Here is a 12752-nt window from a genome sequence, read left to right as displayed (position 1 = left end):
GCGCCGACCAACAGCGCGCCGAGCACACCGACCGTGGCGATCAGGTAGGTGATGTCGTTCAGGGTCAACCCGTCCATCCACGACCCGCCGGCCGCGTTCTTCACCGCGTCCGGGTCCTCGGTCAGGTTCTTCGGCCCCTCGGTGGACGGGGTGTAGCTGAGGATGTCGACCGGGTCGTTGTCGTCCAGGTGGCCGGCGTCGGAGACGGTCAGGAACGTCTTGCCGTCGGTCGAGTAGGAGATCGCCTCGCCGAACGGATCGGCCAGCGCGGTGACCCGGGGGGTACCGGTGGTCAGCGCGCCGACGATGTCACCGTTCTGGACGTCGTACTCGAAGGCGTCGGCGTACGTGCGCAGCACCACCCGGGACCCGTCCGGGGAGCGGGCCGCCCCGGTGATCGCGACGCGGCCGAAGGTGCTCAGCGGGTTTTCGGTGTCCGTCTTCGGCAACTCGACGTCGCCGACCTTCTTCATCGGCACCGGCTCGGTGTCGCCGGTCTTCAACGGCCCGTCCGGGGTGAAGATCTCGGCCTTGCCGGCGGTGACCTTCGTGATGATCAACGGGAGGTTGTCCTGGCCGATCAGCAGGGCCTCGGCGTCCCGCGGCTTGCCGTCGGGGTAGGAGAGCCGATGCAACTTCGGCTGCGCGCTGCCGTTGACCGGCATGCTCCAGACCGCCACCCGCTCGCGGCGCTGCCGGCTGGTGATGTTGTCGCCGGTGTCGGCGATCCACAGCGTCTTGCCGTTCGGCGAGAGGGCGAGATCCTCGGTGTCGAACGGCCCACCACCGGAGTAGGCGACCGCGTTGGTGACCTGGCAGTCCTTGTCGAGGTAGAAGACCCGCTTGCGATTGTCCTGGTCGGTGCTGTCGTTGACCACGATGTAGCCGGTCTTGGTGACCACCAGACCGGACAGCTCACGCAGCCGCGGATCGTTGACACTGCACTGCTTCTTGGGAGCCGCTACCAACGGTGACCCGACGGCCACGGGAACCGCGGCCGTCGCACCTGACACACCCGTCGCAGCAGTCGCCGCCGACGCGGGCGATGGGGCCGCGAGAGCGGCGCCGGTGACCGCCACGGTGGCCCCGAGCAGGCCGAGCGCAACCGTGACCGAGGAAACAGTGCGGTGCATGCATGAAGTGTCGCATGCCGAAGGTTTCCTTCGGGTGACGCCGCTGGGCGGTCACCAGGCGGTACGGACCGCCTCCACCGTGTCGCCGAACGGCGCCAGTTCGGCCGCGAGCGCCTCGTTGACCCGTACGTGCAGCATGGTGCCTTCCGGCAGGTGGGCAGTGCCGAGCACCTCACCCTGCCGGTGCACGCGGGCCACCAGGTCACCCCGGTCGTACGGCAGCACGACGCGTACCTCGATCGCCGGCTGGGGCAGCCGCCGCTCGATCGCCTCACGCAGGTCGTCGATGCCGCGCCCGCTGTGCGCGGAGACGAAGACCGCCTCGGGCCAGAGCCGCTTGAGCTGGAGCAGGGTCTCCTCGTCGGCCGCGTCGGTCTTGTTCACCACCAGCAGCTCGGGCAGCCGGTCGGCGCCGACCTCGCCCAGCACCTCGCGGACGGCCCGGACCTGCTCCTGCGGGTCGGGGTGGGTGCCGTCGACCACGTGCACGACCAGGTCGGCCTCGCCGACCTCCTCGAGCGTGGAGCGGAACGCCTCGACGATCTGGTGCGGCAGGTGCCGGACGAAACCGACCGTGTCCGACAGGGTGTAGACCCGGCCGTCGGCGGTGGTGGACCGCCGGGTGGTCGGGTCGAGCGTGGCGAACAGCGCGTCCTCCACCAGCACGCCGGCCCCGGTTAGCCGGTTGAGCAGGCTCGACTTGCCGGCGTTGGTGTAGCCGGCGATGGCCACCGCGGGCACCGCGTTGCGGGAACGGCGGGCCCGCTTGGTCTCGCGTACCGTGCGCATCGCCTTGATCTCCCGGCGCAGCCGGGCGATCCGGTGGCGGATGCGCCGCCGGTCGGTCTCCAGCTTCGTCTCACCCGGGCCACGCACGCCCACGCCGCCACCGGCGCCGCCGCCGCGGCCCGACCCACCGGTCTGCCGGGACAGCGTCTCGCCCCAGCCTCGGAGGCGGGGCAGGAGGTATTCGAGCTGGGCCAGCTCGACCTGGGCCCGGCCTTCCTTGCTCTTGGCGTGCTGGGCGAAGATGTCGAGGATCAGCGCGGTGCGGTCGACCACCTTGACCTTGGTGCGCTGCTCCAGGTTGCGCAGCTGGGACGGGGACAGCTCACCGTCGCAGATCACCGTGTCGGCGCCGGCGGAGAGCACCACGGAACCGAGGTCGTCGACCTTGCCGCGACCGATGTAGGTGGCCGGGTCGGGCCGCGTGCGCCGCTGGATCAGCCCTTCGAGCACCTGCGAGCCGGCGGTCTCCGCCAGCGCGGCCAGCTCGGCGAGCGAGTTCTCCGCGTCGGCCTGGCTGCCCTCGGTCCAGACACCGACCAGGACCACCCGCTCCAGTCGGAGCTGGCGGTACTCGACCTCGGTGACGTCGGTCAGCTCGGTGGAGAGGCCGGGGACCCGTCGCAACGCCTGCCGCTCGGACAGCTCGTACTCACCTGTCGTGGCGTCGAGCTCGTCATCTGGGAAAGGAACGTAGGTCTCCTGGTCTCGCAAGCGTCTCTCCTGTCCGTTCTGTGCCTGTACCGAGCAATCCTGACATGTGTCAACGCCCAGTGCACCTGCTATATGCCCACGGCGCAATCAGGCAAAAGCGGGGGTGGGTGCTCGCCGGCCCAGGCCGGGCGGGTAGAAATGCGGACGAGCCGTTCAGCGCCGACGGAGGGATCTGCGTGCCCACCACCCGACTGCCCAGTGCCGGATTCTCGATCACGATCCGGATCGCCGTGCCCGCCGACGCCTCCTCGATCGGCCGGCTGACCACGTCGGTGGGTGAGGCCGGAGCGATCGTCACCGCGTTGGACGTGGTCGACTCCGACCCGACCAGCGTGCTCGTCGACCTGACCTGCGACACCGCCGACTCCGGCCATGCCGACCAGGTGGTCGACGCACTCAGCGCGCTGGACGGCGTGGACGTCCGCAAGGTCTCCGACCGCACCTTCCTGCTGCACCTCGGCGGCAAGATCGAGGTGAGCCCGAAGGTCGCGCTGCGTACCCGCGACGAGCTGTCTCGCGCGTACACCCCGGGGGTGGCCCGGGTCTGCATGGCGATCGCGGAGAACCCGGCCGACGCCCGCCGGTTGACCATCAAGCGCAACACGGTCGCCGTGGTCAGCGACGGCTCGGCCGTGCTGGGGCTGGGCAACCTCGGCCCCGCCGCGTCGCTGCCGGTGATGGAGGGCAAGGCGGCGCTGTTCAAGCGCTTCGGCGGGGTGGACGCCTGGCCGGTGGTGCTCGACACCCAGGACACCGACGAGATCGTCGCGATCGTCAAGGCGATCGCGCCCGCGTACGGCGGGATCAACCTGGAGGACATCGCCGCGCCGCGGTGCTTCGAGATCGAGGCCCGGCTGCGCGAGGCGCTGGACATCCCGGTCTTCCACGACGACCAGCACGGCACCGCGATCTGCGTGCTGGCCGCGCTGACCAACGCGCTGCGCGTGGTGGGCAAGCAGCTCGCGGACGTGCGGGTGGTGGTTTCCGGAGCCGGCGCGGCGGGCACCGCGATCATGAAGCTGCTGCTGCGCCAGGGCGTCGGCGACATCATCGCGTACGACCGCCAGGGCGCCCTGCACCGTGGGCAGACCGGCCTCAACCCGGCTTGGCAGTGGCTGGCCGAGCACACCAACCGGGACGGCTACTCGGGCGACCTGCCCGGTGCGCTGGACGGCGCGGACGTATTCATCGGGGTGAGCGCGCCGAACCTGCTCACCGGCGACGACATCGCCACGATGGCCAAGGACGCCATCGTCTTCGCGCTGGCCAACCCGGACCCGGAGGTCGACCCGCGGGAGGCGCGCAAGCACGCCGCCGTGGTCGCCACCGGCCGCTCCGACCAGCCGAACCAGATCAACAACGTGCTGGCCTTCCCGGGCGTCTTCCGCGGCATGCTCGACGCGCACGCCGAGGAGTTCACCGAGGAGATGGCGATCGCGGCCGCCCGGGCGATCGCCGACGTGGTCGGCGAAGAGAAGATCAACCCGACCGTCATCGTGCCCAGCGTCTTCGACTCCCGGGTCGCTCCCGCGGTCGCCGCCGCCGTCCGCGCCGCCGCGCAGAACCCCGCGGTCACCCCGCCCCCCGCCGCCGACCCCGGCCCCGCCGACCTCCCCGAGATCGCCGCCAACGCCTCCGCCACCCCCTAACCCCCCACCCCACCCCACCCCACCCCCCGCGGTCCCCGCAGTCCCCGCGGTCCCCGCGATCCCCGCGATCCCCGCGATCCCCGCGATCCCCGCGTCGATCATGCAGTTTTGGTCGGGACAAATGCCTATCAACAGGGGCATCTCGGCGACCGAAAGTGCAAGATCGACGGGGAGGGGTCGGCTTTTCGTCGCGGGCCGGTGTTAGGGGGTGGGGAGGGTTAGGGTGCCGGTGGCTATCAGGAGGGCGGGGCCGGAGAGCCAGCAGGAGTCGGGCGTGACGGTGACCGTCAGGCGGCCGCCGGGGACGTCGACGGCGACCGTGCCGGTCTCGCGGGCCGCCTCGTGCAGGGCGACGGCGGCTACCGCACAGGCGCCGGTGCCGCAGGAGAGAGTTTCGGCGCTGCCCCGCTCGTAGACCCGCATGAGCACGTGCGCGTCCACGCCGTCGACCGGCTCGCCGGGCGCGGTGAACTCGACGTTCACCCCGGCCGAAAAGAACTCCGGGTCGAAGCCGGGTGCCCGGGTCAGGTCCAGCCCGGTCAACTCCAGCCCGGCGGGCAACGGGCAGACCAGGTGGGGATTGCCGACGTCCACCGCCGTCCCGGGCAGGGTCAGCCCGCCCAGCGCGGCGGCCGACGCACCGTACAACCAGGGGCGGCGCATCTCGACGGCGATGGCCTCGCCGTCGACCCGCGCGTGCACGACGCCGGCTCGGGTGGCCACCGGCAGCGTGGCACCGGCCGGCGTGGCCAGCCCGGTCTCCAGCAGATAGCGGACGAAGACCCGGGCACCGTTGCCGCACATCTCGGCGAAGGAGCCGTCGGAGTTCCAGTAGTCCATGAACCACTCGGCCTCACCGGCCATCGCGGCGCCGTCGGGATGCTTCGCGGCACGGACCACGCGCAGCACGCCGTCCCCGCCGATCCCCCGCCGCCGGTCGCAGATCGCCGCCACCAGGCCGGGCGCCAGTTCGAGCGCCCCGTCCGGGTCGGGCAGGATCACGAAGTCGTTGCCGGTGCCGTGCCCCTTGGTGAACTCCACGCCCCCATCATCGCGCAGCGTCACCGAGGATCCGCAGGGCGGCCTCGACGAGCCCGGGATCGGCCGAGTCCAGCCAGTGCACGCGCGGGTCGCGCCGGAACCAGGAGCGCTGACGCCGGACGAACCGGCGGGTGGCCCGGATCGTCTCGTCGTACGCCTCGGTCTCGGTCAGCTCACCGGCGAGGAAGCGCAGGACCTGCTGGTAGCCGAGCGCCCGGCTGGCCGTACGGCCGTCGGGCAGGCCCCACCCGACCAGCTCGCGGGTCTCGGCGACCAGCCCGTCGGCCCACATCCGGTCCACCCGCACGGCGATCCGCTCGTCGAGCAGGGCGGTGTCCAGGTCGACCCCGATCTGCACGGACGGGTAGAAAGGCGTCGGCTCGGGCAGCGCGGCGGTGAACGTCCCACCGGTCAGCTCGATCACCTCCAGCGCGCGGACGATCCGCCGGCCGTTGCCGGGCAGGATCCCGGCCGCCGCCACCGGGTCGGCCTCACGCAGCCGCGCGTACAGCGGCGCCGGCCCGACCGCGGCCAGCTCGCCCTCCAGCCGCTCCCGCACGACCGGGTCGGTGCCGGGGAACTCGAACTGCTCCAGCACCGCCCGCACGTACAGCCCGGACCCGCCGACCAGCAGCGGCACCCGACCCCGGGCGAGGATGCCGTCCACCGCCGCCCGGGCCAGCCGCTGATACTCCGCGACGCTGGCCGGCTCGGTGACCTCCCAGATGTCGAGCAGGTGGTGCGGCACGCCCTCCCGCTCGGCGACGGTGAGCTTGGCCGTGCCGATGTCCATCCCCCGGTAGAGCTGCATCGAGTCCGCGTTGACCACCTCACCACCGAGGTGCTGCGCCAGGGCGATGCTGAGCGCCGACTTCCCCGCCGCCGTCGGCCCGACCACGGCGACCACCGTGCCCGGGGCGGTCACGACCGCTCCCAGTTGGCCACGAAGTAGGCCACGCCGTACGGGGCCGCGTGGTAACGCAGTTCGGCGCGCCAGTCGCCGCCCGCCGCCCGGGCGGCGGCGGCGAGCACCTGCCAGGGCGCCCGGCCGGTGACCACCAGCTGCGCCGACAGCCCCGGGTCCAGGCCGAGCAGGGCCTCGATGTCCGCGTCGGCCAGGGCCCGGGCAACCCCCGCGTCGTACGCCTCGGCACGCGGATCGGCGTAGCCGGGCGCCTTCTCGCCCCGGCAGGCCGACCCGTCCCCCATCACCAGCAGCGCCCAGTCCTGGCTCTGCCCGAGCTTGGCACCCCAGGCAGCACACGCTTCGGCCGGCTCGTCGGCACCGACGCTCTTCATCCGCCAACTCATGCCCTCGGTCCCGGCGACCGGCCGACGACGCAGCAGCCAGGCGCCCACCAGCAGGCTGAGCGGCAGGCCGTCGGTGCCCACCCGACCTTCGGGGAGGCTGCCGAGGTGCACCTCCAGCGGCACTCCCCAGGGCGCGAAGCTGCCCCGGAACGGGAAGTCGAGGTCAGCGCTGCGGTCGTCGGCACCGATCACCAGGATGCTCCGCGCTCCCGAGGCGCACAGCCGGGCCACGGCGGCGTCGCAGGCGGCGCGGAGGTCGTCCAGTTCCGGCGCGGCGGCGCCAGCCACCTCGGGGACGATCAGCGGCGGGTGGGGGCAGACGGCGGCGGCGACCAGTGGCACCCGGCAACCGTATCGGCCCGGCGGGACCGGCTGCCGCCGCGGATCGCCCCGACCGGCCCGATCGCCGCCGCCGGCGTCGTTAGCCCGACCCCGGACCCGCCGCCGTCAGCGTCCTCCACCGTCGACCGCGCCGCCACCGTTCGACCGCGCCGCTGCCGCCGCTCGACGGGCCTCAGCCTGGCTGGCCGCCCCAGCCGCCCTGGATCATGGTCTGGAACCGCCACTGCCCACCGGACTTGACCAGCAGGTCGGCGTAGCGGACCCGCTGGGTCGCCCCGTCGATGGTGAACTCGGCGTCGGTGAAGACCACGACCAGGCTGGCGGTGAGGAAGTACGGCGTGCGGCGGGACTCCATCGTCACGTCGCCGCCCGCGCCGAGCACGCCCCGCATCATCTCGACGTACTCCGCGCGGGTGAGCTGACGCGCCGAGCCCTCGCCCGCGGCGTCGTCGGTGACCGTGTTGAGCGGGAACAGCGCGAGATCGGCGGTGCCCTCCGCGTCGCCGGCGGCGGCGAGCGCGTCGTACCGACGGAACCACTCGTCCAGGGCGGCCAGGTCGTCGGCGTCGGGGACGAACCCCGGGTCGGTCGGCGGCGTGAGGGTGCTACGGGACTGGGTCATCTGCTTCTCCTCGCCGGCGCCCCACCGGGCACCTCGCCGTACATTGTACCGTACGCCGTACGGGCAAAGGCGGCACGCCGGACCGGATGGTGCCGGCGAGGGCCTAGGACACCGTATGGTCACGGTCGGCGATAGGCGCTCGACGCGGACCGGGGCACACCTGTGACAATGCCCGGAGAAACTTGGCTGCGCCGTGGCGGCGTCCGGGGCTGCTCCCTGGGCGCCGGGAGAACGAGGATGGGCACATGAGCGACTGGACTGCCTTCGGACGGGTGGACGCGGACGGCACCGTTTACGTGAAAACCGCCGAGGGCGAGCGGGTGGTCGGATCCTGGCAGGCGGGAGCACCGGAGGAGGGGCTGGCACACTTCGCCCGCCGCTTCGCCGACCTGGTGACCGAGGTGAATCTGACTGAGGCGCGGCTCAACTCGGGCGCGGCGGACGCCAACCACTCCCTCGCCACCGTCCGACGGATCCGCGCCTCGCTGGCCGAAGCGCACGTGGTCGGCGACATTGACGCGCTGGCCGCCCGGCTCGACAAGCTCGCCACGGTGGCCGAGGAGAAGGCCGGCGAGGCCCGGGCCGCCAAGGAGGCCGCCCGCAGCGAGGCCCTGGCGCGCAAGACCACCCTGGTCGAGGAGGCGGAGAAGCTGGCCGCCGAGTCGACCGGCTGGAAGACCGCCGGTGACCGGCTGAAGGAGATCCTCGACGAGTGGAAGGCCATCCGCGGGGTCGACAAGAAGACCGACGGTGAGCTGTGGAAGCGGTTCGCCGCCGCCCGGGACGGTTTCACCCGCCGCCGGGGTGCGCACTTCGCCTCGCTGGACTCCCAGCGCAAGCAGGCGCAGACGGTCAAGGAGGAGCTGGTCGCCGAGGCCGAGAAGATCAAGGACTCGACCGAATGGGCGGCGACGGCCAACCAGCTCAAGAACCTGATGAACCAGTGGAAGGCCGCGCCCCGCGCCTCGAAGGAGGCCGAGCAGCGGCTGTGGGAACGGTTCCGGGCCGCACAGGACGCCTTCTTCACCCGGCGTAGCGAGGTCTTCTCCGCCCGCGACAACGAGCAGCGCGCCAACCTGGATCGCAAGCAGGCGCTGCTCGCCGAGGCCGAGGCCCTCGACGTCGACGGCGACCCCAAGAGCGCCCAGGCCAAGCTGCGGGACATCCAGGCGCAGTGGCACGACGCCGGCCGGGTGCCCCGCGAGGCGGCCGCCGGGCTGGAGCGCCGGCTGCGCGTCATCGACGAGAAGGTCCGCGAGGTGATGGACTCGGCCTGGCGCCGGACCACCCGGGAGGACAACCCGCTGCTGGCCCAGATGCGGGCACAGGTGGCGGAGGCCGAGGAGCGGCTGGCCCGGGCGCAGGCCGCCGGGGACAACCGACGGATCAAGGAGGCCGAGCAGGCGCTCGCCTCGAAGCGGCAGTTCCTCCAGCTCGCCGAGCAGGCCGGCTGAGCCGTACGTCCGGAGCCCCCGGTCCCCTCGCGGGACCGGGGGTTTTTCCGTCCGCCCAGCCGCTGGTCATCGCGATGTGAACGTACGACATTTACATCGACGCTCATCTGTGGTTACCTGAGGAAAGCGTTTGCCCACCCTCCGAGGTGTGGCACGGGAGCCGTTTCGACCAGTTCGTCCGACGGCAGGACGCATCCTGCGACCGCCATCGCATCGCTGCCGCTGGGCACGGCAGCCCGTGATGCCGTGGCGAAACCTGCCGACCGCACGGGATGACGCATCCAGGCGTGCACCACGGCGTCGTACCATCATCCACCCCGCCGCGGCAGCCCGCGTCGCGGACGCATCCGGGCCGGTACCGACAGCCGGTCCGCAACGCGCCGACGCGCCATCCGACCCGTTCCACGTACCCGAGGATGAGGAGAAGGACCGTGCTTGCAATCGTCAAGCGTCGCCTGACCCGACGGATGGCGGCACTGGCCGCGACAGCTGTCGCGCTGCCCGCGGCGCTCGTCGCGGTGACCGTCGCCCCGGCTGAGGCGGCGACCGTCGACACCAGTGCCTACTACGTGTTCGTGAACCGGAACAGCGGCAAGGCGATGGACCTGTGGAACTGGTCCACCGCCGACGGCGGCGAGATCCGGCAGTTCACCCGCGGCGACGGCAACAACCAGCAGTTCGAGTTCGTCGACGTGGGCAGCGGCTACTACCAACTGCGCAACCGGCACTCGGGCAAGGTCGTCATCGTTCCGAACTCGAACGACGGCGTGCAGGTCACCCAGGTCACCGCCAGCAGCGACACCAAGCAGCACTGGACCCTCAAGGACTCCGCCAACGGCGACGTGCGGTTCATCAACCGGCACAGCAAGAAGGCCCTTGAGGTGTGGCAGTGGTCCACCGGTGACGGCGGCATGGTCTCGCAGTACGCGGACCTCGACGGCGCCAACCAGCAGTGGCAACTGATCAAGTTGGGTGGCGGTACCACTCCGCCGACCAACCCGCCCGCCCAGACCGGGCTGGTCGGCTGGGCCACCCAGAACGGCGGCACCACTGGCGGCGGCAACGCGGCCAGCACCACGGTCAGCACCGCCTCGGCGCTGACCAGCGCCCTCGGCTCCACCAGCGCGGCGGTGATCCGGGTCTCCGGCACCATCTCCTGCACCGGGATGCTGCGGGTCCGGTCGAACAAGACCATCCTCGGCAACGCGGGCGCGACGATCGCCGGCTGCGGCTTCACCATCAACGGTGACCGCAACGTGATCATCCGGAACCTGACCTTCCGGAACTGGGACGACGATGCGATCAACGTGGAGCAGTCGGCCACCAACATCTGGATCGACCACAACACCTTCAGCAGCGGCTACGACGGCGCGGTCGACATCAAGCGCGGCTCCGACTTCGTCACCGTGTCCTGGAACCGGGTGTCCAGCCACGACAAGTCGATGCTGCTCGGACACAGCGACGACAACGCCAGCCAGGATGTCGGGCGGCTGCGGGTGACGTACCACCACAACTGGTTCGACGGCAGCAACCAACGTCACCCCCGGGTCCGTTTCGGCAACCCGGTGCACGTCTACAACAACTACTACGGCAACGTCCGTGGCTACGGCGTGGCGTCGACCATGAACGCCGGCGTGCTGGTCGAGGGCAACTACTTCGAGAACACCCCCGACCCGTACCACCGTGGTGAGGGCGACTCTGGGCCGGGCGGCCTGGTGGCCCGCAACAACCACTTCGTCAACTCGGGCGGCGGGCAGACCGGCGGCAGCGTGGCCGGCATCCCGTACTCGTACACCCTGGACACCGCGAGCAACGTCAAGTCGATCGTGACGGGCGCCGCGGGCGCCGGTCGGATCTCGGTCTGACCGCGCGGGTCGGTCGGGGCCCGACGTGCGGGCCCCGACCGGCTCAGTGCGTGACCGCGCAGCCGGTCGTCGGCGCGGGCACCGCGGCCGGCGCACCGACCGTGGGCAGCCCCAACAGCACCCCGGCGGTACGCGGCGACCGCCCCGCCTCGGCCGCGTCACCGGCCCGGGTACGCCGGTGCGACAGCGGCTCGCCGTCGGCGTTGAGGTGGTGCGGTGCGGCGTAGGTGATCGTGGTGTGCACGATGTCGCCGGGGCGGATCGAGCCCGCGTTGGCGCCCGTCGCGAAGTGCACCAGGCGGCCATCCCGGGCCCGGCCGGACATTCGGCCGGTCCGCTCGTCCTTGCGACCCTCGCCGACGGCGACCAGCACCTCGACGGTCTCGCCGACCAGCTTCTTGTTCTCCGCCCAGGTGATCTCCTCGACGCAGGCGATCAGCCGCTCGTACCGCTCCTGCACGACCCGCTTGGGCAGCTGGCCGTCCATCGTCGCGGCCGGCGTGCCGGGGCGCTTGGAGTACTGGAAGGTGAAGGCGGAGGAGAACCGGGCCGCGCGGACCACGTCCAGGGTGCGCTCGAAGTCCGCCTCGGTCTCGCCGGGGAAGCCGACGATGATGTCGGTGGTGATCGCCGCGTCCGGCATCGCCACGCGGACCTTCTCGATGATCCCCAGGTACTTCTCCGACCGGTACGACCGGCGCATCGCGCGCAGCACGTCGTCGGAGCCGGACTGCAACGGCATGTGCAGCGAGTGGCAGACGTTCGGCGTCTCGGCCATCGCCGCGATCACGTCGTCGGTGAAGTCCTTCGGGTGCGGGCTGGTGAACCGCACCCGCTCCAGCCCGTCGATCTCCCCGCAGGCGCGCAGCAGCTTGCTGAAGGCGTACCGGTCGCCGAACTCCACGCCGTAGGAGTTGACGTTCTGCCCGAGCAGGGTCACCTCCAGCACGCCCTCGTCGACCAGCGCCCGCACCTCGCTCAGGATGTCGCCGGGGCGGCGGTCCTTCTCCTTGCCGCGCAGCGACGGCACGATGCAGAAGGTGCAGGTGTTGTTGCAGCCCACCGAGATCGACACCCAGCCGGCGTACGTCGACTCGCGGCGCGTCGGCAGGGTGGACGGGAACACGTCGAGGGATTCGAGGATCTCCACCTCGGCGGCGGCGTTGTGCCGGGCGCGCTCCAGCAGCACCGGCAGCGACCCGATGTTGTGCGTGCCGAAGACCACGTCGACCCAGGGTGCCTTGCGGACGATGTCGCCGCGGTCCTTCTGGGCCAGGCAGCCACCGACCGCGATCTGCATCCCCGGGTGCCGGTCCTTGACCGGACGCAGATGACCGAGGTTGCCGTAGAGGCGGTTGTCGGCGTTCTCCCGGACCGCGCAGGTGTTGAACACCACCACGTCCGGGGTGTCGTCGGCCTCGCCCGCGCGGATGTAGCCCGCCTGCTCCAGCAGGCCGGAAATGCGCTCGGAGTCGTGCACGTTCATCTGGCAGCCGTAGGTTCGCACCTGGTAGGTGCGCGGGCCGCCCGCCGCTGCGGTAGTCATGACGTGCAAAGCGTAGCCGGACCCGAGGGGTCGGACCGAACGAGGAGGAGCCGTGTGCCGAAGTATCAAGACCCTGCGTGAGCCGTACACCCCGGAGGTCACCGACGCGGACGTCCGGGCCGCGGCGTTGCAGTACGTCCGGAAGATCTCCGGATTCCGGGTGCCGGCTGCGCACAACGCCGCCGCGTTCGACGCTGCGGTGGCCGCGGTCGCGGCGGCCACCAGCACCCTGCTCGACGAGCAGACCTCGACGGTGAACGCCGGCAAGGACTGGAGCGGTGCCCGTCTC

Annotated in this window: 10 protein-coding genes and 1 pseudogene; 4 read left to right on the top strand and 7 right to left on the bottom strand. The window is 71.6% G+C overall.

Features of this window, described 5'->3' with window-relative positions; all coding sequences use genetic code 11:
- Positions 1–1133 (bottom strand): annotated as a pseudogene (locus tag AB0M52_RS20620) (hypothetical protein); the annotation flags it as partial.
- Positions 1134–1184: 51 nt separating this feature from the next.
- Complete coding sequence (gene hflX / locus AB0M52_RS20615) at positions 1185–2633, bottom strand: GTPase HflX (RefSeq protein WP_363955921.1); 1449 nt, start codon at positions 2631–2633, stop codon at positions 1185–1187.
- 176 nt (positions 2634–2809) lie between these two features.
- Between hflX and AB0M52_RS20610 the strand changes: the two genes are divergently transcribed.
- Positions 2810–4282: an NAD-dependent malic enzyme gene (locus AB0M52_RS20610; protein WP_363955917.1), complete on the top strand. Its 1473-nt coding sequence runs from the start codon at positions 2810–2812 to the stop codon at positions 4280–4282.
- Positions 4283–4483: 201 nt separating this feature from the next.
- Here the strand turns inward: AB0M52_RS20610 and dapF are convergent, their stop codons facing one another.
- The 4 genes from dapF to AB0M52_RS20590 form a co-directional block, all read right to left on the bottom strand.
- Entirely contained in the window at positions 4484–5323 is an 840-nt protein-coding gene (gene dapF, locus AB0M52_RS20605; RefSeq protein ID WP_363955914.1) for a diaminopimelate epimerase, read from the bottom strand.
- A 7-nt stretch (positions 5324–5330) separates the two neighbouring features.
- A complete protein-coding gene (gene miaA / locus AB0M52_RS20600; protein ID WP_363955911.1) occupies positions 5331–6248 on the bottom strand; it encodes a tRNA (adenosine(37)-N6)-dimethylallyltransferase MiaA in 918 nt (305 codons plus the stop codon).
- Positions 6245–6976, bottom strand: a complete 732-nt coding sequence (locus AB0M52_RS20595; RefSeq protein ID WP_363955909.1) for a class III extradiol dioxygenase subunit B-like domain-containing protein — start codon at positions 6974–6976, stop codon at positions 6245–6247. The genes miaA and AB0M52_RS20595 overlap by 4 nt, the downstream gene beginning before the upstream one ends.
- A 172-nt stretch (positions 6977–7148) precedes the next feature.
- Positions 7149–7598, bottom strand: a complete 450-nt coding sequence (locus tag AB0M52_RS20590) for a hypothetical protein (protein ID WP_363955906.1) — start codon at positions 7596–7598, stop codon at positions 7149–7151.
- A 245-nt stretch (positions 7599–7843) separates the two neighbouring features.
- Here AB0M52_RS20590 and AB0M52_RS20585 point away from each other — a divergent pair, with 245 nt between their 5' ends.
- Together AB0M52_RS20585 and AB0M52_RS20580 are read left to right on the top strand one after the other, a co-directional pair.
- The gene (locus tag AB0M52_RS20585; protein ID WP_363955903.1) at positions 7844–9052 is read left to right on the top strand and encodes a DUF349 domain-containing protein; all 1209 of its coding nucleotides are present in this window, start codon (positions 7844–7846) and stop codon (positions 9050–9052) included.
- 431 nt (positions 9053–9483) lie between these two features.
- Complete coding sequence (locus AB0M52_RS20580; protein WP_363955901.1) at positions 9484–10917, top strand: RICIN domain-containing protein; 1434 nt, start codon at positions 9484–9486, stop codon at positions 10915–10917.
- A gap of 43 nt (positions 10918–10960) precedes the next feature.
- On the opposite strand, the gene miaB is transcribed toward AB0M52_RS20580, so the two are convergent.
- On the bottom strand, positions 10961–12463 hold the full coding sequence (miaB, locus tag AB0M52_RS20575) for a tRNA (N6-isopentenyl adenosine(37)-C2)-methylthiotransferase MiaB (protein ID WP_363955898.1): 1503 nt from the start codon (positions 12461–12463) through the stop codon (positions 10961–10963).
- 52 nt (positions 12464–12515) lie between these two features.
- Between miaB and AB0M52_RS20570 the strand changes: the two genes are divergently transcribed.
- On the top strand, positions 12516–12752 hold a 237-nt coding region (locus AB0M52_RS20570), incomplete at its 3' end, for a DUF2277 family protein (protein ID WP_363955895.1).

This window comes from Micromonospora sp. NPDC051296, from assembly GCF_040682255.1.
GTDB classification, from domain to species: Bacteria; Actinomycetota; Actinomycetes; order Mycobacteriales; family Micromonosporaceae; genus Micromonospora; species Micromonospora craterilacus.
The sequence above is the reverse complement of the archived record's forward strand: the minus strand, read 5'-3'. Positions and strand labels throughout refer to the sequence as shown.